This is a genomic window from Chlamydia crocodili (genome assembly GCF_018343815.1).
GTDB lineage: Bacteria > Chlamydiota > Chlamydiia > Chlamydiales > Chlamydiaceae > Chlamydia > Chlamydia crocodili.
Genome location: NZ_CP060791.1, coordinates 188,539 through 211,943, shown reverse-complemented (window position 1 = coordinate 211,943; position 23,405 = coordinate 188,539). Strand labels below are relative to the sequence as shown.

The window sequence follows — 23,405 nt, the reverse complement described above, 5'->3', positions numbered from 1 at the left end:
TAGAGTTGTGGGATTATGCATGGTTTTTTATATCCAAGATTTCTGCTTTCAGTTCTTGATAGGAGCTATGATGTTTTGCTCGTTCCCACGCAAGTTCTAACGCCTTACTCGCATCTTCATGTTGGTCCATGAGGGTATAACAGATATAGGCATAATAATGAGGATAGGGATCTTTATCCCGTAATAATGCAGTCACAGCATAGGCATGTAAAGCTTGGGGATAAAGCTGGCTCATATGCAATGATGCCCCTAAAGAAAACCAAAACTTAGAAACAAAAGGATTAAAGAAGACTAACCAGCGAAAAGTTGCACTACTTTCTTGATATTCTCTATTCAGATAAGCGTTGTAACCTTCTTTATAGACACGTTCCAGTTCTTCAGAAGAAATTTTAAAGAGTTTTTGATATGTATCTAATGGCAGATCTTTGCTTGGAAAATATCCTGACAAATAACTTTCTAAATCATCCGGAAATGGATAATCTTCTTTGCTTGATGAAGCTATCTTTTCTAATAAATAAGCTAAATATGACATTACGGACGCAAATTGTAAATAAAGGTATCCATGAGTTCTTTGAGAAGTTTTAATACATTGGAGCGCGCCTGATGACATTGTGAGACTTCTTGAAGATGTCGTTGCATATCTGTTCGTTCAAGCTGCGTAATTTTCTCCATATTTTCTTTGCGCATCTGAATATTTTCTTTCAGAAGCTTTTTCTCTTCTTCAGACCATTGCAATGTGTCTGTTATCGTTACCCCAAGTTTTTTAGCTTGATCTATGAGAGCTTTCATTTCTGAATTCTCTCTCCAATCAATAGCCCCCTTCTCAGAGTTAATTTTAGAAATGAGAAGTGTTAATGTATCTACATTATCAGTACGTTCTTTAACGCGCAGATATAATTCTTGGGCTTCGGCTTCAGCTTGTCCGAGAATTCTTTCCATAAGTTTCATAAAACGTATAAATACATTTTCAACTTTTGGAGTGGGAATCGGGGCAAATCCTTGCAGAGGAGTTGCTGCTGTGAAAAGTGCCATTGGAGATTGTGCTTTTCTTTTAAATGTTTTCTCTTCCTCAATGTTGATTTCTCGAGACTGTCGTACATCATTAAGATAGCGTAGATGTGCTATAGAGAGTTCGGGAGAGACTTCTTCAATTTCTTCGATAGAAACCTTAGCTTTGTATTTTTTCCCCCGGTCCCTTCCTTGGGAATCATCTTCTTGGTGTTGTCCTTCATGTTGTCGATCTTGTTTTTGATCTCGATTTTCGCGATCTTGTTTAGATTCGTGAGACTTTGTTGTGAAGATTTGCTGTTCTTTTTTCTCTGCAACAAATGAACCGTAGGATTGAGAGGAAATATGTTCCCCATCCTTTTCCATTCGAGATTGCTGAGGTGATGTCGTACAAACAGCACGTTGCGCAGATTGCCCCAAGGTATGTTGTGTTGAGAAGTGGGTGGTAGGAGATCGAGAATCAGAGGTTTTTACAGAGGAATAGCTAGAGGAAGCTTTCGAGAATTGCTGTGACTCTTTCGGTGTCGCATATGTCTCTTTTGTAGATCTTGGCGCCACATCCCGAGATTTACATCCTCCTTGAGGAAGGAATTGTTCTTGTTTCTCTAAACTGGTTGGTTCTTCTTGTGCTTTCGTAGGATCTGCGGTTTCTAAAGCTTGTAGAAGATCAGATATGAGTATCTCAACTTCAACGGTTTCCGGCGGAAGGAAAACAAGATTATGCATGCAATCTTGTAGAGGATTAGTATTTTCTCCAGAAGTTGCAGAAATTTGTGCAAGAGCGAGAGCAGCAAGAGAACTTAGAGAGGCTGGCGTTGACCCTTCTGTAGTAAATACAGAAAGCGCAACATCTCCAGCTGCAGTTTTTAAAATGCTGGAACCTGTTGATGCTGAAGATGTTGAAGAGGCATCTTCCTTTAACGTCATGTTGGTAGACGGGACTGCTGAGGGCAGGGGAGTGTTCATACTAATTTTCGCACGAATAAGTTATGGAGACATAGAAACGATGAAAATTATATAAAACCTCATTTTCCTGCAAGTTTGATTATAAAAGGGTTAGAAGGTAGGAGAGAATGCTCGAGAATATAGGGGTTTTCTATTTACAAAAACAGTAATAGGAATCAAAATGAATCTGCTAACCACTGATAGAGTGTTTTTCTGCCCAGGTGGTGAAATTGGTAGACACGCTGGATTTAGGATCCAGTGCTTCGCGGCATGTAGGTTCAAGTCCTATCCTGGGCATTTCAACATCTCTTCACTAAGAAAATCATTAAATTCCCGTTCATAGTAAAATAAAATCTAGAGTTTTAGATTTTTTTTGAGGAATTTTATGAAGAAAATGCTTCTAGTTTTCGCTTGCTTCCTAAGTTGTTGTTTTTCTGTAGCTTTTGGAGAAAATTCCCTTGCTTTGGAGTCTGTATCCTTAGTAAAGGCAGTGCCTGTATCGGGATTACAATTTCAAGAACAAAACGGTCATGTTCCCTATAGTTTCTACTATCCTTATGACTATGGATATTATTATCCTGAGACTTATGGAGGATATACAGGAACATCACAGGGTAATGAAGATTGTTATTCTCGATTTGAGGATGGTACGTTTTTCTATCATTGTGACTAGGGATTTCTTGGGTGATAGGAAAGAAAGTTTTCTACTAAGGTATCCGCAGCCACATGAGTATAGATTTCTGTAGAAGCAATACGGGCATGTCCGAGCATTTCTTGAATGACGCGAAGATCTGCTTTATTGTCTAATAGGTGTGTGGCAAAGGCATGTCTTAGGGAGTGCGGTGAGACACGTTTATGGGTCACTTGTTTTGCGTAGTAATGGATTCTTCTCCATACACAGGAGCGCTCTAACTTACGCCCGCGTATAGAGAGAAATAGGTGGTGTTCTTCTGGATTATTTTTTTGAAAGTTCGCTCGAAAAGGACATAGATAGGTATCAATGGCTTTACAGGCGAGTTTCCCTAGGGGAACAAGTCGTGTTTTAGAACCTTTTCCAGTAACACGTAGAAAATCATCACTAACGTCACTAATGCATAAACCACAGAGCTCGGATACACGAATACCTGTGGAATACAGTGTGTGGAGAATTGCGGTATCTCTAGCAGAAATGGTAGGAGAAATTCCGGTTTGTTGAGCAGCAGATAAAAGAGCATCAACTTCTTTCGGTGTTAAAACAGATGGAAGGCGTTTCCAAATTTTTGGATGTTCAATAAGAGGGGGATGATCAAGAAGCTTTGCTTCTTTAAGAAATCGGAAAAATACTTTTAAGGCAATCAAACGACGCGCTAAAGTAGACTCAGCTTCTTTGCGTTTATGTAGCTGCTGAACAAACAGATATACGCTATCTTGGGAAATTTCTTCAGTTGATGTGATGGCACTTATTTTTAGAAATAAGGCAATGTCCTGACAATATGCGGAAATAGAATTGCGGCAAAGACCACGATCTACCGAGAGAAAAAGAACAAATTGTTCAAGAATAAGATCACAAAACTGAGCTGAGGCCATAAAATCTAACTTCGGCTGATATAGTTTTGAGTATAGATATATAGATAGTTTTTAAGCTAGGACGAGGTAGACAATGAATAGAAAAGGCTTTTTAGAGAGCTCCTCAACAAAGATATTACAAGATTTGGCTGTGGTACCTATAGATTTGACAGTCCCCGGAGTGATTTCTAGAGAGCGTATAGAAAGATTTTCTTTGTCTGTAGAAGGCTTTACATTAAGTTACGCTACAGAACGTGTCGATGAAGGTATTTTGTCCGCATTAACGGATTTAGCTTCTGAACGTGGTCTTATCGAATCTATGCAGGCAATGCAAAATGGCGAAGTTGTGAACTATATTGATAATTTCCCTAGTGAATCTCGGCCTGCTTTACATACTGCGACACGTGCATGGGTTAAGGAAATACCTTTAAAAGGTAATGCTGAGGATATTTCTTTAAGATCAAAAATCGAAGCACAACGTTTAAAAGATTTTCTTAATAAATATAGAGATGCTTTTACAACTATTGTACAAATTGGAATAGGGGGTTCAGAACTTGGACCTAAAGCTTTACATTGTGCTTTAAAGGGCTGTTGCCCGTCAGATAAGAGAGTATATTTTGTCTCTAATGTAGATCCTGACAATGCTGCAGAAGTTTTACAAGAGATAGATTGTGCAAAGACTTTGGTTGTTACTGTATCGAAATCAGGAACTACATTAGAGACTGCCGTTAATGAAGAATTACTAGCAGATCATTTCTTAAAACAAGGATTGAGTTTTCGAGAGCATTTCATTGCTGTTACCTGTGAGGGTAGCCCTATGGATGATACGGATAAATATCTTGAAGTTTTCCATATTTGGGATAGTATTGGAGGGCGCTATTCTTCTACATCTATGGTTGGCGGAGTTGTTTTAGGTTTTGCCTATGGCTTCGATATATTTTTACAGCTCCTTCAAGGAGCTGCAGCTATGGATTTGGCAGCTTTAGAACCTCGTATGAGTGAAAACCTTCCTTTATTATCAGCAATGTTAGGGATCTGGAATCGTAATTTTTTACGTTATCCTACTTCTGTTGTAGTTCCCTATGCTACAGGATTAGAGTATTTTCCTGCGCATTTACAGCAATGCGGTATGGAGTCTAATGGGAAGAGTGTTGCTCAGACTGGAGAAATGATAAGCTTTTCCACAAGTCCCATTATTTGGGGTGAGGTAGGAACAAATAGCCAACACTCCTTCTTCCAGTGCCTTCATCAAGGTAGTGATATTGTTCCTGTAGAATTCATTGGTTTTCTTGAGAATCAAAGGGGAAAAGATATCATTATAGCTGGATCTAGTTCTTCTCAAAAGCTTTTCGCTAATATGGTAGCCCAGTCCATAGCCTTAGCAAAAGGAAGGGAAAATACTAATCCGAATAAAAATTTTAGAGGAAATCGTCCCTCCTCTATTCTTGTGTCTGAAAGACTCACTCCCTACACTATGGGAGCTCTTTTAGCCTTCTATGAACATAAAATAGTCTTTCAGGGCTTTTGCTGGGGAATTAACTCCTTCGACCAGGAAGGAGTTACCCTGGGAAAAGACCTCGCAAACCAGGTTTTGGAGGCTATGCAGAATCAAGGGAAAGAAGGAACCCTTCTTGAGGCAGAAGCATTGTTAAGACTTTTTAATGATACTAAAAAATAAAAATATCCAGATCTAGAGATTGAAGGAGATGAAACTCGTTTTCCCTCAATATTTTAATAGTTTTTATGGTATAATTAGCGCTTTCATTTTCTAAGCAATGGATGAAACGCTATGTTTTTTATTCGTGTGCGTTCTGTAGGATTTTTAGATATCCACGGTGTTTTATCTACTCGTAAGGGAGAACAGGTCATCAAATCTGGCACGGGGGTTTGGGTAGGGGCTCGAGGAGCCATTTTCTATCGTATAGCCTTTTAAGCTCTTCTTTATTGTCATTTTTTTAATCTACAACTGTTTTTAAGGGGCAGCAATGTTTCCTTATTATTTTTTCACACGCTAATATTTTTTGAGATTTTTCTACTTCGTTTTTAATGGGACATTCCTATTTTTTATGGGAGTTTGGAATAGGAACTATAGTTTGACAGAAACGTTAGTAAAGCATAAGTCTTGGTATAGAATTCGGATGCGGAGTATTGTTGATAAGAGCATAGTGCTTTTATTTATTTGGCCTCTTAGCATGGTTTTAGCTGAGGAATTTTCTTTCTTTATCTATCGAAAAATAGACGCGCTTGATTTTGTTTTTATTTAAAGATTATAGTGATTTTTTTAGGGAGGCGTGATTATGAAATTAACACGTACGGTTAGTGTTGCTGTGACGGGTGGAACAGGGCAAATCGCCTATAGTTTTTTGTTTGCTCTAGCTCACGGTGATGTTTTTGGTAATGATTGCGGCATTGATCTACGTGTATATGACCTCCCAGGTTTAGAAAGAGTGCTTTCTGGTGTTCGTATGGAACTCGATGATTGTGCTTATCCTCTTTTACAATCCCTACGTGTTACAACTTCTTTGGAAGATGCTTTCGATGGTATTGATGCTGCTTTTCTAATAGGAGCAGCACCCCGAGGTCCTGGAATGGAACGTTCGGATCTTTTAAAACGTAATGGAGAAATTTTTTCTCTTCAGGGTTCAGTGCTAAATACTTCTGCTAAACGAGATGCAAAGATTTTTGTCGTCGGTAATCCTGTAAATACCAATTGCTGGCTTGCTATGAATCAGGCTCCGAAATTGAAAAGAAGCAATTTTCATTCTATGCTGCGTTTAGACCAAAATCGTATGCATACGATGTTAGCACATCGTGCGGAAGTGCCTTTAGATGAAGTTACTAATGTTGTTATTTGGGGTAATCATTCCGCAAAACAAGTTCCTGATTTTACTCAGGCATTAATTTCAGGAAAACCTGCTGTAGAAGTTATAAGTGATCGTGATTGGCTTGAAAACATTATGCTGCCTTCTATTCAAAATCGAGGAAGCGCTGTGATTGAAGCTCGTGGAAAATCTTCCGCGGGATCTGCTGCCCGTGCTTTAGCAGAAGCTGCACGCTCTATTTTTCTTCCTAAAGATGGGGAGTGGTTTTCTACTGGAGTATGTTCCGATTATAATCCTTATGGTATTCCTGAAGATTTAATTTTTGGTTTTCCATGTCGTATGTTGCCCTCTGGGGATTATGAGATTGTTCCTGGATTATCTTGGGACGCCTTTATAAAAAATAAGATTCAAATATCCTTGGATGAAATTTCTCAGGAAAAAGCCAATGTCTCTTTGTTATAGCGCAAGTTAGTGGGGGTGATTTATGACTCAATCTTTTGATGTATTAAGTCAAAATGCTTTTAAAAAGATTTTTAATAAACAGCGGTTTCTTTTTATTTTTTCTAGTTTGTGCTGTTTTGGTTTTGTTTTTGCCATATTTTTAAAACTATGTTCACAGTTTGTTCTTAGTTTTTCATTATCAACATTGGGATTGGGAGCTTTTTTCTCTTCCTTTAGTATTGTTTGTGCTTCTGCTGTAATTGTACAGGCACTTTTAAAACAAGAATCTGCGGGAAATGTGGGTAAAATCATTTCAACGTTTCATAAGAACTGGAAATCGCTTTGGCTATCACTACTTGTTTCTATGCCGTTTTTTATAGCTATGGTTGTAGTAGGTACAGTAATTTTACTTTCAGTATTTCTAAGTTCTTTACCTTGGATTGGTAAACTTTTCCATACTTTGCTAATTTTTGTTCCTTATCTTTCAGCAACAACTTTGATCTTGCTATTTCTAGGCGCTTTCGTATCTCTGTTTTTTTGCATACCTGCTTTGAGTGATCATGATAGCATTGACTATATGCACTTAATTCGTTGTTTTCAGGGAAATATCTTGAACCAATTCATTGGATTTGTCATAGCAGCGACACCTTTAGCTTTGTGTAGTTGGCTAGCTTTAGATTCGTTTTATTTGATGTCGCATTTAGTCTGTTTATCAGATATGAATACAGGATCATTTTTGATAGAAGTCTTGGTATTGGTCATCCCAATAGCATTAATTCTTACACCTGCGGTTTCCTTTTTCTTTAATTTCTCTTTTGATTTTTACTTAGAGAAGCAAACTTCAAAAGAAAATCTAATTAAAGAGTAAATAAAAACTCTTTAGCTACGTAAGCTGTAGATTGTTTCAATACAGCTTGAGCGAGCATATCTCCGGTAAGACCGTGATAAAGTAGACCTTTGGATCCTAGACCTCCTAGGAACCAAAGGTTTTCTTTTATTCTGCTAATTAAAGGTAGGCGAGTAGAACTTGATGAACGCATTCCTGCATAATAGTTGAGAATCTTTGCTTCTTTAAGAGCAGGGAATAACGAAAGAACAGGAGGCATGATTTCGTTATAAGCGGTAGTTTCATCAGTAACAGGTTCAGGCTGATTGTGTTCGAAAGTTGCTCCTAAAATGCAGGTATTATTTTCTGTATTTGCCACCATATATTTATGCGCATTGATACTAAATTGTGGCATTGTTAGATCTTCAGGCCAAGAAATTTCTATAAGTTGACCTTTTACATTAGATAGAGGAAGTTTCTGTAATTCGGGGAGAACATGAGCATTAGCCCCTGGAGTTACAATGATGTGATCGTAAAACTCTTCGATATCTTCTATATTTTCTATAAGCTCGTCATAAAACTGTGTGCCAAGATTAGCGCAGGCATCCCAAAGACCGTTGATATAGGCATTGTTATTTATAGTTACACCGTTCTTTATGAATAGAGCGCCAAGATTAGCAACTATACCTGGAACTGTCATTTCACAACGTGCTTTTTCCCACCATTCTAATTCATTAGGGAATTCTTCAACGCGTTTCATAAAAATTTCTGCTTGTTCATCGTCTACGGCTGGGCGGATTATTCCTCGAGAAAGAACAATAGGGATATTTAATGCTTTGCTAGCTTCTGTGATTAAGCCATGAGTAGAGGTAATTCCTAAATCCGCAAGCGGAGGCTTATTAGCTTTTTTTCCAGTAAAGCCATGAAGGAGACCCGAAGATAATCCTGATGCGCCATGACCTAAGGGAACGGGATCAAAAAGATCTATTGTTGCTGTTCCCTGAGAGTGTAGTAGCAAATGCCAAGTTACAGAAAGCCCGGCATATCCTGCTCCTAAAACTGCTATACGCATATATTTACCTTGAAATCTAGGATCTTAATTAAGAATTTGTCTCTATATCTACTTCTGAGAATAAGCAAATAATGTATTAAATAACAGAGGGGAATGTAGAAGAAAATGAAGGAGAACTAAAGAAAAAATGAGAGAGGCCCGAAGGCCTCTCCCAAAGGGTGATTGGGATCGTTATAAACGGATTTTTTCCGTTGAAAAGAGGAAAATCGCTAATAACGCCAACAAAGCAATTATTGTAATTTCTGTAACCTCTTTTTTTGCAAAAAAAGTTTTAGCATTCTTACCTTTCTTTCCAGCATCTATGTAGAATGGAATACCTAAGGCTAAGAGAATGATTGCCATAAATAGATAATTTAAACCTCCGGCATAGATCAACCAGATAGAATAAATAACACCAAAAATTCCTGTGTATTTTGCAGTGGAAGATTTAATAGGTCCTTTATTTGGATAATTTTTATCTTTGCTGAATTTAAAAAGAAAAGCGGCACTTGCTAAATAGGCAGGTAAAACCATCACTCCTGTGATGCTCAACATCGTATTCCATGCGTTTGTTGAAAAATATACGAGAAGCATCGCGACTTGCATAAGAGCACTCGTTATATATAACGAGACTTTAGGAGAATGCACAGCATTTTCTATTGTGAAGATCTCTGGGAATGTACCATTTTTCGCTGCGGAATAAGGAATCTCTGCAACAATCATAGTCCAGGATAACCAACTGGATAGTATAGCTACAAGGAGACCTATGTTCATTAAGACCTCACCCCATTTCCCTACGAGAATATCTAATACTCCAGCAGTTGAAGGATTGGCGATACCAGCAAGTTGATGTTGAAATAGGGAGCCAAAAGGTAAGATGGATAAAAGTATATAAACAGTTAAGCATCCTATAAAACCTAATATAGTAGCTTTCCCAACAGCATTAGAGCTTTTCGCACGTGCTGACATAACGACAGCACCTTCGATTCCAATGAAAGCCCATAAAGTCACTAACATAGTACTTTTTAACTGGCTAGTTACTGATCCTAATAACGGTTGTGTTTTTGTGGCTGTATGTCCCCAAAAATCCGTTTTAAAAATAGCAAGCTTGAAGACGAATGCTGTGATAACAATAAATACAATAAGAGGAACGAGTTTACATACTGTTCCGATAATATTGATGAAAGATGCTTGACGGATTCCTTTAAGGACTATGAAATTGAAAACCCATATAAGAATAGAGCCTCCAATAATTGCAGGAATAGTATTTCCCCCTTTAAAATAGGGAGGAAAGAAATAATTTAATGCATCCATGGTCATGACGGCATAACCGACGTTACCAAAAATTTGGCATAACCAATATCCCCAACCAATAGTAAATCCTACATAAGGTCCAAATCCTTCTCGGCTGTACATATAGATCCCTGTTGTTAAATCAGGGCGCACTAATGAGAGAATTTTAAAAGTATTGGCAATAAAAAACATGCCTACGCCTGTCAGGATCCATGCTAAGATAATAGCTCCTGCTCCCGCGGATGCTGCCATATTTTGGGGAAGGCTAAAAATTCCTCCCCCAATCATAGAGCTAATTACCATACCTGCTAAAGCTATGGCTCCAAGATTTTTCCTGGTTTTACCCCCATTAGAAACCATGAATTCTCCTTACCTAATTGTTGCCGGATCGGCATTTTCAAAGTTGAGAAACCCTAATGCAGTTAATGAGAAACCGTACTTTTGCTTAATATTGATGTAGTTATGGAAGTATTGAAATTCACTATGTTTGACAACCGAGCGAAGGTCTAGTTCATGTTGTAGGGATTTTTTTAACCACATTTTTGCATGAGATTCTGCGATCTCATCATTGATCCATGTAGGGAAAAATTCTACGTATTCTGCGGCCCATCCACCGATAAGCTCACCATTTTTATCTTGTCCCCAGCAGATGCCAACACCTGTAGCAATTGCATGAGTCCCATCTGCTGTCGCGGCTCCACGTCCAGCCATGATCACTTCTAAAACAGCACCATGTTTGAAGAATTTAACACATTGATCTACGGGAACAATATTCCCGAAAAGTTCTTTAGGTAATACAGATGTATAAGGAACAATATTAAAATTTTCGACTTTTGCTTGTAAAAGAGCGGAGTCATAGCAGAAAGTTTCGAAAGGTTGAGGAGGCATTCCATCATCGGATTCTCCTACTCCTCCTGTGTGGAAGGCTAATGTTGGGTAGCGTGTCCCGTAAGGCATGTATAAACTCCTAAAAATATGGATAATGAAGTTATTAGGATTAGGTAGAAAAGTTAGCCCGAACACCGTAAACTTTAGCAGAACGTTTATCAGGTCTTCGTGCTGGATGAATATAGATTTGTAGATCTGGAGTTAGAGAAATATGAGGCCCAAACCCTATAGTTGCAAATGTTTCTATTACAGTTTCATATTTGCGAATTTTTCTTTCCGTAACGACCTTAGGATTCACCTTGCTCATTGAGCAAGCAGCTCCAAAAAGATCTTGAGAATTACGATTTATTGGATTTGCTGATGCGAATCCAAGAACATATGAACGATTAAGATTTACTGCTGTTCCTGTGGCTCCATTCCATCTTCCAAATATATAGAGCTTTTCCCCCAAGTGTTGACCGAAGTTCAATGACCATCCTGTTGTTTGAGTAGGCTGTTGGGGAACCTTTCTTGTAGAATAGATTAATGCGGAATATTGCCCCCTACCAAGAGAACTCTGTGGTGCCCACGAGAAATAACCATAGAAATTATATCGATTTCTTGTGAGGTTATAGACGTCAAAAGAGGTACCTAAAATATTATAGGCATCCTGAAAACCAGCTTGGATATTTATAGAAGGTGTAGGTGTGAATTGTACATAGGCACCAACACTTCCTAAGGAATATGTCGCACTAGCATTTTGTGATAGGGCATAGCTTATAAATCCAGATTGCTGATCATTATCATATAGAGTTCCGTCTATAGAATATAAGCTATATTGGCCTAACGAAACAGTAAGCATTTCTCCGGGGAATGTCTGAGAGAATGTAAGTTGTGATAATGTATTTGCTCGAGAGCTATAATCATTGATCCCGCCGGCGATGCCTGTAGCATTATTGGCGTTTTGCGCGTTGTTTCTCCAATAACGTATTAATGTATAGGAAAAATCAATACTCCCTACGCCTGCTGTAGGGTTATTGTATAACTGCCAAGAGATGCTAGGACTCATGTAAAATTGCCAAGTTGGCTGTTTTTCATCGATTGCTGCTAGGGCACCTTTTTTAGGATAAAACCATTGAGGGAGAATGGTAAAATCCACAGATATTTGAGAGTTAGTCTCTTTTTCTATCGAGTACAACAATTTTGAGATCGACAACCCCTCATCGCAAGGGTGATCTTCTAAGACATTACGTACTGGGGTAAGTATGTGACGACGAGGTTCTTGGCGTAAGGTTTCAGATGATTCTGATGTTGCAGGTAAGGAGGAGATATCAGAATCTTTAGCGTTACTTTTTTTAAGTCTTTCGGAGTATCTATGATGATGATGCTCAGGATGATTTGGATCGATTCCATAAGCGGGCATCGTCAACATACCGTAAGTACATAGAGCGGTTAATAGAGAAGAACGAAAAGACGCCATGAACTACCAAAAGAAAAGATACGCTGCTCTTTGTTGTGACTCTAAAAAAAAGAAGTTTTTTTATGCCATCATTTTTGGTGGAAGTTAAGGAATTATTATTTTAATACTACTCTGTCATTTGATGTCTTAAGAGTAGGGCAGCAGCTTCATTGCTAAGGAGTTTTTGAGAGTATGTATATTGAACCTTAGAGATTTCTGGGATGTATACTGGGGGTAAGAATTTCTGAGCTGTATAGGTAATCCCTAGATAGGAAATTTTTTTTAATTTACATAACTCACCGATACGTAAAACATTTTCCTTGCGGTTATCAATATAAATGATCTTTTCAGGATGAGCATCTATGGCATCTAGAAATAATTGCAGCCCCGGCCCCTTATGCAATTCTTCTCCGAATAACACTCCTGAAGAAAAGAGAATCCCTTTTGGTAGACGAGTAGGTATGGCGGGAGCCGTACGATCTAATTTTAGGTTTAAGCTTTTCAATTGCTGCAAGGTGATATTTTCTGAGGAGAGTTTACGTTCCGTATACGCAAACAGTGTTTTCTTTTTTTCGTGGATCTTTGTGATGAGAATTTGCATAGCATTTTCTATAGTTTTTACAGATCCTTTTTCTTGGAACTCTTCCCAGTAAGGGTAGGTAGTTTCCCAAGCTTCGTTTTCAGAAAGCCCTAGCTGTTGAAATCCCTCTATTGTTTTCTGTAACCACAATGATTGTGTTAACGCCTGGGCACCTTCTAATAAAGTGTCATCGAGATCAAATATCAACCAAAAGTCACTGCTATCATAAAGGATGTCACCTGCGATTTCATGAATGGATTTTACCTCTACATAACGTGTAGTTTCACCACTATGAATAGCTAGAGGAAAAAGAAAAAAGAAAAATAACCAATATCTTTGCATGTGCTTTCAAATAAAAAATTTTGAAAAGCATAAAGCAAAACAAAGATTTTTTACATGGCATTAACGATATTTTCCACGCTAATACGAAATCTCTCATTGTCCTCTTCAGAGAGTTTTTCAGGAAACCATAGAGAAAATTGTAGCAGAGCTTGCTCTGCAAACATTTCATATCCATAAAGGATATGGCATCCTTTTGTTTTAGCTTTTCTTGTGTAGTGAGATTCTTTGGGCAATGTATTGATATCGATAATTACAGGAGAGAAGACTTCTGGAATTTCTACATTAGGAGGAAGGCATAAAATTAGAATATCTATATTAAGATTTTCTGATAGAGAGCTTAAAGGAAACGCATTCCCATTACATAGCTCAGCGAGTTTTTTAGCATGGGCTTCTGTTCGGTTGAAGATGCTAATACGAGCTCCTGAATAAGCAAATGTCGTTGCTATAGCCATTGCTGCTCCTCCTGAACCTACAATAGCTACGTGTGTATTTTGTAAGGTGATATTTTTGCGTTTCAAAAGATTCAATAGTCCTGAACCGTCTGTATTGTATCCCGTGATCTTATTATTATTGAAAACTAGAGTATTACAAGACTGGCAGTGTTTTACAGAAGTATCAAGAATATCGATATAGTCAAGAACATCGGTTTTAAAGGGCATAGTTACACTAAGCCCTCGAAAAGGAAGATCTCGCGTTAGGGAGAAAAAGTCTTTAAGTTCTTGAGATGTTAAAAGGATTTTTATGTAACTCATCTTCATATTCAGTTCTGAGAATAGCTTATTATGAGAAAGATGACTGATACTGCGATCTACAGGATTACCAATAAGACCATAGATACTGGATTCTGAAGAGAGGTTGGCATAATTATATGCTAATAGATCTTCTATAGAAAGTTGTCCAGGAGCTACTTTAGGGGCATTTATTCCCGAAGCATAATTAATAGCATTTTTCATTAATGGCGAAAGGATTCGAGAAGCGATTCCTTCATTTCCCATGCAAAGTACTGTAGTGTTTTCGGGAAGATATTTTTTTATTCGTATATAACGCAGGGTATCTATGGATTTGGTTGAAGTGATTGCGATTTTATAATGATGAGCTTGTTGTTTTAGCATATCATTATAAAGATTCGGAACGTATTCTGAGGTTTTGCTATGATAGGAAAGGATAATCTTTATATTAGGATATTGATTTTGAATATTTCTTAAAGCTTCTTTAGGAAAATCTTTATCGATATCGAGATAATCAGGTTGTAATTTTGCTAGTTCCATGGTGCGTTCTACCCATACCGATTCAGATAAACTAGCGTGCTTTTTTAATGTAAGAATAGGTTTCTTTGCTAAAGAAACCAAATGTTTCAGCTGATCTAATGATAGAGATAAAAGACAGTCGATACGCAACTCTATACTATCTACTAGAGGTAACGAGTGCAAAAGTTGTTGTTTTGCTTCGGAAAAAGAAGGACCGCTAATTGTTGCACATAACATGACATTCACTTTTTAGAACTTCATAAAGGATATCCATTTTTGGTGTTGCACAATAGGTGCCATTATATGGAGCAACTCTTCCTAAATGTTCTATCATGACCATTCTTACGGCTTTTTTCGATAGGTTTTTCTTATCATAACCGAGTGTGTGGATAATATTTTCCGGATTATAAAATCCGTTATGAAGATGTTGTGGAATCAGAGATCGTAGTTCTTCAAGAGTTGTAGGCAAACAGAAATGTTTTAATAAATTATATAATTGCTCAATAAGATAAGGATTTTTCATAATCCCTGATTCTAGAGAAATTTTCATTTCTATCATCATTCCTACACTTACTGCTAATCCATGAGGGATGTACCCTTTGGATAATGTTTCTATTGCATGGGCAATCGTATGACCGAAATTGAGTATTTTTCTTAGATTCTTATCTTTAGGATCTTTAGCGACGATAGCAGCTTTAATCATGCAGTTTCTTTTAATAAACTCATTCAGAATTTCCCTTGAAGAGAAGAGCATATCACTATAGTTATGCAAAAATTCCCATATATATGCATCCGCAATACATCCGTGCTTTATGGATTCAGAAATTCCATGAAACCATTCTCTCCTTGGTAATGTCGTTAAGAACTCAGGACATATCCACACATCTTTCGGAGGATAAAAAGTTCCTAGACGATTTTTTAATCCCCTTAGATTGATACCGTTTTTCCCACCAATGCTTGCGTCAATCATAGCTGTCATTGTTGTAGGAATTAAAAATAGCTGAACTCCTCGACAATATGTAGAAGCCAGGAAGCCGGCCATGTCTAAAACTATACCCCCGCCAATACCAATAATTGTAGATCCTAAAGAGACATCTTGATCAACAAGCTGATTTTGTAGGGAAATAAAGATTTCCCATGTTTTATTTTTTTCTCCAGGAGGGAATGTCAGTAGGATTACCTTATAGTCTAAAGAATCCATGAAATCTAAGATGGGAGGAAGAATTTCTTCTGCTACATGGAGATCGCTAATAATTACAATAGGAAAGTTTGTAGATATTGAAGAAAATAACTTCTTATTGAAGAAATCCTCTACAAGTTTAACGTTATGCGGATTGGAGATAAAGTTCTCTATCATAGCCTAGCACATCGTTGTTGTAGTAATAAATCAGCAAGAACAAGATTTACCATCGCTTCTACAACACCTACAGCCCTTATAGCTACACAAGGATCATGGCGACCTTCTTTTTGTGTGGCATAAATAGCTGGTTCTTGAGTTTTTGTTACTGTAAAGCAGGGTTTCTTAATTGAAGATGTAGGTTTAAATGCTACGCGTCCATTCAGAGGCATTCCTACAGTAATTCCTCCGAGCGAGCCTCCACAGTTATTTGAGCCCATAGAGATATTTCTATCCTCAATGATAAATGGATCAATATATTCTGATCCGAATCTATCAGCAGAAGTAAATCCTAAGCCAATTTCAAATCCCTTGGCAGCGGGGATACTCATAAGTGCTGATGCTAAAACTGCCTGTACTTTATTAAATACTGGCTCGCCAAGACTTTCATGAATAGGGGAAGTGATAAAAGATACTACTCCACCTAAAGAGTCTTGTTCGGTTTCTAGATTAGTTAATATTTGGAAAACAGAATCGTTGTCTAGAGGAGAAAGGAAAGGAGAGCTATAGATACTTTGCGCAAATTCTTTAGAGAATTTTGGATATTCTTCAATAGATTCTTTTCCGATTTTGGATAAGAAAGCTAAAGAATAAATATCATAGTGAGCAAGAATTTTTCCTGCGATAACCCCTGCAGCTACACGACACGCTGTTTCTCGGGCGGACGATCTTCCTCCCCCCAGGGGATCTACAATACCATATTTTTTTTCGTAAGCAAATTGTCCATGACCAGGACGATAACGATCATCTTGTTTGTGGTATACATCACTTTCTACATCGGTATTGAAAATTTGGAGGGAAATAGGTGTTCCTGTTGTCTTTCCTTGATATATTCCAGAAAGAACGTGAACGCTATCGGTTTCTTTGCGAGAGGATGTTCCGGGTCTTCCCGGAGATCTACGTGACATTGCGGGAATGAAATCCTCAGGTTCAAGCAGTAAACCTGCAGGACAACCGTCAATAACAACCCCAATAGAGGGTCCGTGAGATTCTCCCCACGTGGTCAGAGAAAATAAAGAACCGAATCGATTTCTCATTGATTTAGTAAAGTATTAAGAGATTCACATGCAGATAACAACGAATTCTTGTCTAGGAGATCTACATGATCAAGAGGAAAACTATAATTCGCTACACGTTGCATATGATCTATACGTTGTTGTAAAATTTCTTCTACATTGGGTGCCCGCTTTAATCTTTCAGGAAGGCCGCGCTGCAAGAGTCGTTTATAAACTTCAGTAACAGGAAGAGATAGATAGATCAACGTCCCCCTGTTTTTAATTATAGCACAAGCTTCTTGATGCATGATTGTACCCCCGCCTAAAGCCGTAACGCTACTCTCTAGGGGTAAAGAGCGTAAGGCCTCTACTTCTAAAGATGTAAACGCCTCTTCTCCAACAGCTTGAAATATCTCGCATGCTGAGGAATATAGCTCGTTGCCATAGTTACTTACAATTAAATCATCAATATCAAAGAAAGAAATCGATAGATAATTAGCAAAGGCACGACCCAGCAAGGTCTTTCCCACTGTTGGTAGCCCGCACAGAAACAGTTCCATAGTATTCCTGAATATTTGTGTGTAGGGAAGTTAAAATCTGTATAAAATTTGGAAAAGTTTTTTTTATACATTCAGTATCAAAGATAGTACTATCTCCAGAGGCATGCATCGCTGCTATAGATAACGCCATAGCTATTCTGTGATCATTATGGGAATACATAGAAGCTCCATATAGTGGACTAGGATTGATAAGTAAACCATCATGACAAGGTTGGATGCATGCGCCCATTTTTTGAAGTTCTTCGGTAATAGCAATAATACGATCGCTTTCTTTGTCCTTAGCTCCTCGAGCATTATATAGATGTGAAGGGGAAGTAGCAAAGCAACATAGAACTGCAAGGATAGGAAGGGCGTCAATAAAGGGATCCATATCTATATTCCCACCAGAAAGTATTGAAGGGAAAACAATAACAGTATTGTTTTCAAAAACAATATTTGCTCCTAGCTTTTGAAGGAGAAAGAACAATTCTTTGTCTCCCTGGATATCATCGATATTAAGATTTTGTAAGTATGTGGGATGTGAGGATTGCGAAAGTAGTGCAGCAGCGACAAGAAATGCTGCACTACTAAAATCACCTCCAACAGTATAGGAAAAAGCTTTGGGTTGAGCTTTCCCTAAAAATGAATAGGTATCCTCTGATTGTGAATAGGGAATGGCCAATTGTTCCAACCACCATAAGGTCAATTTAAACCAAGGTTGTTCTTTAGGATTGATTATAGTAAAAGAGAAAGGACCTTTAGCCAAAGAGCATGCCATTGCGAGTGCCGAAGCATATTGCGAATCGTCTCCTAAGACTTCAGTATATCCCGAAGAAATAGGCCCTGAAACAGAGAAGGGGATTGTGTGTAGATCTCCTTGATATGAAAACGTAGCTCCGAAATTTTCTAAGGCTCTGATTAATGGAGCTATGGGGCGCCTTTGTAATTGAGAAGATCCTGTAATTGTTATTTTTTCAGAGAATATTGCTGAAATTGCTGTGAAAAAACGAAAAACAATTCCTGAACTCCCTGCATCGATAACTGTATTTTTTGGTAATTTAAGATTCGAGGTTCCTGTAATTTCAAGAGATGAGGATTTTTTATGAATTTTTGCTCCAAGTTGCTCGCAAGCTTGAATCATGACTGCTGAATCAGGAGATTCCAAAGCATTATCTATTATTGAGGTGCCATCAGCTACAGAAGCCCAAAAAATTGCTCGTAGAGTATGGGACTTCGATGGGGGAATACAAACATTCCCAGAAATAGAGGAGGGAGAAATCTTATAAGCAAGCATTTTGGCTAACTTATTTTAGTTTTCCAAAAGCTTGCCTGAATTGCTATTTATCGTCTAAGAAAATGTAATTCCTATACAAGGTTAAACTGTGCAGATTGTTTCTGTTAGTTTTTCTAAATAGCTTAGTAATTGTAAGCATAGAGTGCTTTCAAACTCACAAGCATAAGAAAGAAGTTCTTTTGCATGAGGTATTGTTGCTAATTCTGATTCCATTTCTGCTAAATGTTCTTGCTCCTCTAAGATTATGGATTTTATCGTAATTTTGCTTCCTGCATCTTTTAAGACATTATGATAGATAGGATAGAGTTCGGAAGCGCGCATTTCTATAGCAGAAGTTACAAGTACATAAGCAGTAGTTTTTAATGCTTGTCCAGAAAGATGGTATTGATTTTTAAGCACCTTACATGTGCGTAAATCTAGGAGATGCAAATAATACTTTATTCCATAAGTGCCTAGCATTTGTCCTAAGGAGTAATCGAGAAAAGGTTCATTGGATATTCTTGATATTTGTGTTTTTAGATAAAATGCATGACGGAATTCTTCAGCAGCATGTTTCAACACTTCTCTTTTCACTTGTGTAGGATGCTCACTAGCGGAGATTTTTTTTGCCCCACAATTCTCCAAAAACGATAGTGTATTGATCCATTTGCTATGTAAATCATCGGAGGCAACTATATACTTAAGGACAGGTTGCCAACGTGTTGCGCAGGATGCAAATGTTTTTATTGTACTCGTAAGCATAGGGCCTCCTGGAGATAATGATAAATTCTATGAAGGTCTTCCTCATGGATACAATAAGGAGGAAGCACGTAAATAGTATTTCCTAAAGGACGTAAGATTATGTGGTTTTCTATAAAAAAATTATAGAGCGTGTCACGTAGATTAGAAAAATACCCTAACGAGGATGTAGGATAGTCTATAGCAAGCATTGTTCCTAAAACATCACAACGTTGCCAATGTGCTCCATAATGTGATTGGAAGTGTTTATGACAATTCTCAATCATTTCTCGTTGTTGTCTACATTGAGGAGATAATGTCAGATCTAAAGAAGCTAGAGCTGCCGCACACCCTAAGGGATTTCCTGTATAGGTATGGCCATGGAGAAATGCTTCTCTGCGGTCATTAGATACAAAAGCTTGATAAATCTCTTCTCGAACTACAGTCACAGCAAAGGGGAGAAACCCTCCTGTTAATCCCTTGGAAAGACAAATTATGTCAGGAGGTATTTGCATAAGTTCCGAGGCGAATAATGACCCTGTACGTCCAAATCCTGTAAGAATTTCGTCAGCTATGCATAGCACACCATAATGTTTAGCGATTTCTAGGATAGTATTCAATCCTTCAGGATTATGTACACGCATACCTGCCACGCCTTGTAAAACGGGCTCATAAATAAATCCTGTAATTTCTCCAGTAGAAAAGAGAGTTTCTGCTTGTTGTATAGAAATATCTTCTTTTCCGTAGTAAGGAGGTTCTATAGTGTCCGTAGGAAAAAATAAGGATTGGAAAGGTTTGTTTATATCCGCAGGTCCTACTACAGACATGGCACCGAAAGTGTCTCCGTGATAACCATTTACTAAAGATGCAAAACGCGTCTTTTTTATTCCTTGATTGTAGAAGTATTGTAGGGCAATTTTCATTGCTATTTCTATAGAGCAGGAACCATTATCAGAAAAGAAACAACGTTCTAGACCTTCTGGAAGAATTTGAGTAAGTTTTTGTGAGAGCTCTTCAGCAGGAGAATGTGTAATGTTAGAAAAAATTACGTGCTCTAATTGATGTGCTTGCTCAGAGATCTTCTTGGCAATGTGGGGATGAGTGTGTCCATGGAGGTTACACCACCAAGAAGATATAGCATCGAGATAGGCTGTTCCAGATTCTGTGTAAAGATAAGCACCTTCTCCACGTGTAATATGGATAGGATCATGATCTAACCCGGGCTGAGCAAAGGGATGCCATATCTTAGAACATGTTGTCTTTGTGGGAGTATATTTTACATCGTGAGGCATAGCTTTTCTTCTTTAAATTTCCAGGTTTCCTTCCATAAATTCGCATAGTATTGCACTGTTTCTTTAGAAACAGTAGTTTCGTGATTTAAACGTCCTAAAAAAGGAACCCCTGTCATATTAAGCAGCCATTTTTCTTCTTTCTCAGAGTATTGATTAAGAACCATACCTAGAATATTTAAATTTCTTGCTTGCATGGCCTCTATTGTTAAACATGTGTGATTGATACTCCCTAGATAATTTTTACTAACAAGTACCCAATAGCATGGCCATTTAGCAAAGACATCTCCCTGTAGTGAGTTTGGTGTGCATGGTGAGAGAAATCCTCCAGAAGTTTCAATAATCAATGTAGATTGTGTTTCTGGGAGGGAGATATTGTCTTCATGAATAAAAATATTATCAATTTCTGCTGCTTGATGTGCCGCTAGGGGATGGGTAAATCGGTAAGCTTCTTTATGACATAAAGCTCCTGAAAGTTCCTGAACTATCGTGCTGTCAGAACGTTCTAGAGATCCTGCTTGTATCGGTTTCCAATACTCTGCTTGAAGTAAACTAGTTAAGATTGCACTAACAAAAGTTTTGCCTACTTCTGTATCAATTCCTGCTACGATAATATGCATAAGCTTTCTTGAATTTCATATAATTTATTCAAAAATTCTGTGATTTCACTTTTTGTATTAAATGCGTGAAGACAGATACGTAATAACTCTTCTTTTTGCTTTACTGTCGGGCTTACAATAGGACGTACATCAAATCCAGAATTTTGTAGTTTATTAGCTGCATTACGCACTTGTGTGCTTCCTGGTATACATAAGGATTGAATTGGAGTATTTGCATTATCTTGAAGTATAGGCAGTTGCATGCTCCTGGCGTTTTCTCGAAAATGGGCGATCAGCTCTTGGAGATTTTCTCTAGAAATTGTAGCGTTTTCGTTGTATTGATAAGCAAGGTGTATCATTGTAAACGCATGCGGAGGTAGAGCAGTTGTATAAATAAAAGGACGAGAGAAGTTAATGAGATAGTCTTTAAGAAGACTACTTCCTACAACAGCTGCACCATGAATTCCTAAAGCTTTTCCAAAAGTATATACAGTTGCTGCAACATCATTTTGTAGACCTAGAGTAGATACAAGTCCTTCCCCTTTATCTCCAAAGACCCCTATAGAATGTGCCTCATCAACAATAAGATGGGCAGAATATTTCTTACACAATTCACAGATAGTTTTTAGGGGAGATACAGAACCGTGTAGAGAATATACAGATTCTACGCAGACAAACGTTTGTCCGCAATGGGGCTGTGATAAACGTTTTTCTAAATGCTCAATATCATTGTGACGAAAGGGAATACTTTGAGCTTTAGAAAGACGAATTCCATCATGAATAGAAGCATGGATATATACATCGTGAATCACACGATCGTCCTGAGAGGCTAATGCGGAAATTAGCCCCAAATTTGCTGTGTATCCAGAATTAAATATCAATGCGCTTTCTCTATGGTGATAGGCAGCAATATATTGTTCCACATGATCTGCTAAAAGAGATTGTCCTGTAAGCAGACGAGATCCTGTAGAACCTAGGGAATAGGCGTGATCTAATGTGTTAGAGAATGCTTGTTTCAATTCTAAAGACCTAGCAAAGCCTAGATAGTCATTAGATGTGAAATCTATAGTTGCTGAGGTCGTTTTTAAAGTTCGATATGTATTTCTATATTTTTGTTTCTCTAATCTTTCTGTTAACAGGTCGCAGATTGGCATGGCTGCCCTCTTTTCATTGAGAATGCTGGACGATGACGCATTCCAAGTAAATTCAGCATTTCGGTATCTTCGTTCATATCGTTGTTATCTACGGTTAGGAGTTTCTCTCCATAGAAAATAGAATTCGCTCCAGCGATAAAACATAGTGTTTGCTGTTCTACGGATAGGAAAGCACGTCCTGCAGCAAGGCGTACCATAGAATGAGGAAATACAATGCGCGCTGTAGCTATTGTGCGTAATATTTCCCAAAAGGATATCGACTCTTGATCTTGAAGAGGAGTCCCCTCTATAGGCCAGAGCACGTTTACAGGCACAGATTCTGGCATGCGCTCTCTACAAGCTAGAGTATGGAGTAATCCAATGCGATCGTCGGCAGTTTCTCCCATACCAACAATCCCACCACAACACGTGCTAATTCCGGATTTCTCAACTACATCTAAAGTTTTCAAACGATCTTCATATTTTCTTGTCGTAATAATAGTCTTATAAAATCCTTCAGAAGAGTCTAAATTATGATTATAAGCATAAAGACCTGCTTCATAAAGTTTTTCTGCTTGGCTGGCAGTTAACATTCCTAAAGCACAACAAACTTCAGCACCCATGTTCGTAATACCTTTGATCATTTCTAAGGTGCGATCAAATTGATGATTATCCTTTACCTCTCTCCAAGCAGCTCCTAAGCAGACACGTGTGGCTCCAGAGTCCACAGCATGTTTTGCTCGATCCATAACCTCGGTAATTTTCATCATGGGTTCAGGTTTAACATTAGTTTGGTAACGGGAAGATTGTGCACAATAGGCGCAATCCTCAGTGCAACCTCCAGTTTTTATCGAAACTAAATAACAAGTTTGTAATTCTGAATGGGGAAAGTTACTTCTTAATATAGCATTCGCTCTATGAATTAATTCAAAAACGGGTGTATCGTATACTTCTTTAATAGCTTCTAATGACCATTGTTCAGGGCATTCATTCATAAATAGTATTTTCCTAGAAAGA

General features: G+C 38.0%; 23 protein-coding genes and 1 tRNA gene. 6 read left to right on the top strand and 18 right to left on the bottom strand.

Going from position 1 to position 23,405, the window contains the following annotated elements; genetic code table 11:
- Nucleotides 1-13: 13 nt before the first annotated feature.
- Both H9Q19_RS00960 and H9Q19_RS00955 read right to left on the bottom strand, forming a co-directional pair.
- Nucleotides 14-532 carry a SycD/LcrH family type III secretion system chaperone gene (locus H9Q19_RS00960; protein WP_213241355.1) on the bottom strand — a complete coding sequence of 173 codons (519 nt, stop codon included), beginning with the start codon at nt 530-532 and terminating at the stop codon, nt 14-16.
- Nucleotides 532-1,974: a hypothetical protein gene (locus H9Q19_RS00955; protein ID WP_213241353.1), complete on the bottom strand. Its 1,443-nt coding sequence runs from the start codon at nt 1,972-1,974 to the stop codon at nt 532-534. The genes H9Q19_RS00960 and H9Q19_RS00955 overlap by 1 nt, the downstream gene beginning before the upstream one ends.
- 194 nt (nt 1,975-2,168) lie before the next feature.
- Between H9Q19_RS00955 and H9Q19_RS00950 the strand changes: the two genes are divergently transcribed.
- Together H9Q19_RS00950 and H9Q19_RS00945 are read left to right on the top strand one after the other, a co-directional pair.
- Nucleotides 2,169-2,250: transfer RNA gene (locus H9Q19_RS00950), tRNA-Leu, on the top strand.
- Between the two features lie 88 nt (nt 2,251-2,338).
- Nucleotides 2,339-2,626 carry a hypothetical protein gene (locus H9Q19_RS00945; protein WP_213241351.1) on the top strand — a complete coding sequence of 96 codons (288 nt, stop codon included), beginning with the start codon at nt 2,339-2,341 and terminating at the stop codon, nt 2,624-2,626.
- Here H9Q19_RS00945 and H9Q19_RS00940 read toward each other — a convergent pair.
- A complete protein-coding gene (locus tag H9Q19_RS00940) occupies nt 2,623-3,519 on the bottom strand; it encodes a site-specific tyrosine recombinase XerD (protein ID WP_213241349.1) in 897 nt (298 codons plus the stop codon). The genes H9Q19_RS00945 and H9Q19_RS00940 overlap by 4 nt on opposite strands.
- 73 nt (nt 3,520-3,592) lie before the next feature.
- Here H9Q19_RS00940 and H9Q19_RS00935 point away from each other — a divergent pair, with 73 nt between their 5' ends.
- From H9Q19_RS00935 to H9Q19_RS00920, 4 genes are all read left to right on the top strand, one after another.
- Nucleotides 3,593-5,176, top strand: a complete 1,584-nt coding sequence (locus tag H9Q19_RS00935) for a glucose-6-phosphate isomerase (RefSeq protein ID WP_213241347.1) — start codon at nt 3,593-3,595, stop codon at nt 5,174-5,176.
- Nucleotides 5,177-5,287: 111 nt separating this feature from the next.
- On the top strand, nt 5,288-5,431 hold the full coding sequence (gene ltuA, locus H9Q19_RS00930; protein ID WP_213241346.1) for a protein LtuA: 144 nt from the start codon (nt 5,288-5,290) through the stop codon (nt 5,429-5,431).
- 364 nt (nt 5,432-5,795) lie between these two features.
- Nucleotides 5,796-6,782: a malate dehydrogenase gene (locus H9Q19_RS00925; RefSeq protein ID WP_213241344.1), complete on the top strand. Its 987-nt coding sequence runs from the start codon at nt 5,796-5,798 to the stop codon at nt 6,780-6,782.
- 22 nt (nt 6,783-6,804) lie between these two features.
- Nucleotides 6,805-7,629 carry a hypothetical protein gene (locus H9Q19_RS00920; RefSeq protein ID WP_213241342.1) on the top strand — a complete coding sequence of 275 codons (825 nt, stop codon included), beginning with the start codon at nt 6,805-6,807 and terminating at the stop codon, nt 7,627-7,629.
- On the opposite strand, the gene H9Q19_RS00915 is transcribed toward H9Q19_RS00920, so the two are convergent.
- From H9Q19_RS00915 to bioB, 15 genes are all read right to left on the bottom strand, one after another.
- A complete protein-coding gene (locus H9Q19_RS00915; RefSeq protein ID WP_213241339.1) occupies nt 7,619-8,659 on the bottom strand; it encodes an FAD-dependent oxidoreductase in 1,041 nt (346 codons plus the stop codon). The genes H9Q19_RS00920 and H9Q19_RS00915 overlap by 11 nt on opposite strands.
- A gap of 171 nt (nt 8,660-8,830) precedes the next feature.
- Nucleotides 8,831-10,291 (bottom strand): arginine/agmatine antiporter AaxC, encoded by a 1,461-nt coding sequence (gene aaxC / locus H9Q19_RS00910; protein WP_213241336.1) that lies wholly within the window; start codon nt 10,289-10,291, stop codon nt 8,831-8,833.
- A 9-nt stretch (nt 10,292-10,300) separates the two neighbouring features.
- Nucleotides 10,301-10,888, bottom strand: coding sequence for a pyruvoyl-dependent arginine decarboxylase AaxB (gene aaxB, locus H9Q19_RS00905; RefSeq protein WP_213241334.1), 588 nt, complete (start codon nt 10,886-10,888; stop codon nt 10,301-10,303).
- 40 nt (nt 10,889-10,928) lie between these two features.
- Complete coding sequence (gene aaxA / locus H9Q19_RS00900) at nt 10,929-12,278, bottom strand: porin AaxA (RefSeq protein ID WP_213241332.1); 1,350 nt, start codon at nt 12,276-12,278, stop codon at nt 10,929-10,931.
- A 106-nt stretch (nt 12,279-12,384) separates the two neighbouring features.
- Nucleotides 12,385-13,179 carry a DUF2608 domain-containing protein gene (locus H9Q19_RS00895; RefSeq protein WP_213241330.1) on the bottom strand — a complete coding sequence of 265 codons (795 nt, stop codon included), beginning with the start codon at nt 13,177-13,179 and terminating at the stop codon, nt 12,385-12,387.
- Between the two features lie 50 nt (nt 13,180-13,229).
- On the bottom strand, nt 13,230-14,663 hold the full coding sequence (locus tag H9Q19_RS00890; protein ID WP_213241328.1) for a bifunctional 3-dehydroquinate dehydratase/shikimate dehydrogenase: 1,434 nt from the start codon (nt 14,661-14,663) through the stop codon (nt 13,230-13,232).
- Nucleotides 14,644-15,783 (bottom strand): 3-dehydroquinate synthase, encoded by a 1,140-nt coding sequence (gene aroB / locus H9Q19_RS00885; protein WP_213241326.1) that lies wholly within the window; start codon nt 15,781-15,783, stop codon nt 14,644-14,646. The genes H9Q19_RS00890 and aroB overlap by 20 nt, the downstream gene beginning before the upstream one ends.
- Entirely contained in the window at nt 15,780-16,859 is a 1,080-nt protein-coding gene (gene aroC, locus H9Q19_RS00880; protein WP_213241324.1) for a chorismate synthase, read from the bottom strand. Before aroC ends, aroB begins: the two co-directional genes overlap by 4 nt.
- Nucleotides 16,856-17,377: a shikimate kinase gene (locus H9Q19_RS00875; RefSeq protein WP_213241322.1), complete on the bottom strand. Its 522-nt coding sequence runs from the start codon at nt 17,375-17,377 to the stop codon at nt 16,856-16,858. Before H9Q19_RS00875 ends, aroC begins: the two co-directional genes overlap by 4 nt.
- Nucleotides 17,313-18,650, bottom strand: coding sequence for a 3-phosphoshikimate 1-carboxyvinyltransferase (gene aroA / locus H9Q19_RS00870; protein WP_213241320.1), 1,338 nt, complete (start codon nt 18,648-18,650; stop codon nt 17,313-17,315). Before aroA ends, H9Q19_RS00875 begins: the two co-directional genes overlap by 65 nt.
- An 81-nt stretch (nt 18,651-18,731) precedes the next feature.
- On the bottom strand, nt 18,732-19,391 hold the full coding sequence (locus H9Q19_RS00865) for a hypothetical protein (RefSeq protein ID WP_213241318.1): 660 nt from the start codon (nt 19,389-19,391) through the stop codon (nt 18,732-18,734).
- On the bottom strand, nt 19,373-20,659 hold the full coding sequence (bioA, locus tag H9Q19_RS00860) for an adenosylmethionine--8-amino-7-oxononanoate transaminase (protein ID WP_213241316.1): 1,287 nt from the start codon (nt 20,657-20,659) through the stop codon (nt 19,373-19,375). The genes H9Q19_RS00865 and bioA overlap by 19 nt, the downstream gene beginning before the upstream one ends.
- Entirely contained in the window at nt 20,644-21,276 is a 633-nt protein-coding gene (gene bioD / locus H9Q19_RS00855; RefSeq protein ID WP_213241314.1) for a dethiobiotin synthase, read from the bottom strand. The genes bioA and bioD overlap by 16 nt, the downstream gene beginning before the upstream one ends.
- Complete coding sequence (locus H9Q19_RS00850) at nt 21,261-22,409, bottom strand: aminotransferase class I/II-fold pyridoxal phosphate-dependent enzyme (RefSeq protein ID WP_213241312.1); 1,149 nt, start codon at nt 22,407-22,409, stop codon at nt 21,261-21,263. The genes bioD and H9Q19_RS00850 overlap by 16 nt, the downstream gene beginning before the upstream one ends.
- Nucleotides 22,388-23,383, bottom strand: coding sequence for a biotin synthase BioB (bioB, locus tag H9Q19_RS00845; RefSeq protein ID WP_213241310.1), 996 nt, complete (start codon nt 23,381-23,383; stop codon nt 22,388-22,390). The genes H9Q19_RS00850 and bioB overlap by 22 nt, the downstream gene beginning before the upstream one ends.
- Between the last annotated feature and the right edge of the window lie 22 nt (nt 23,384-23,405).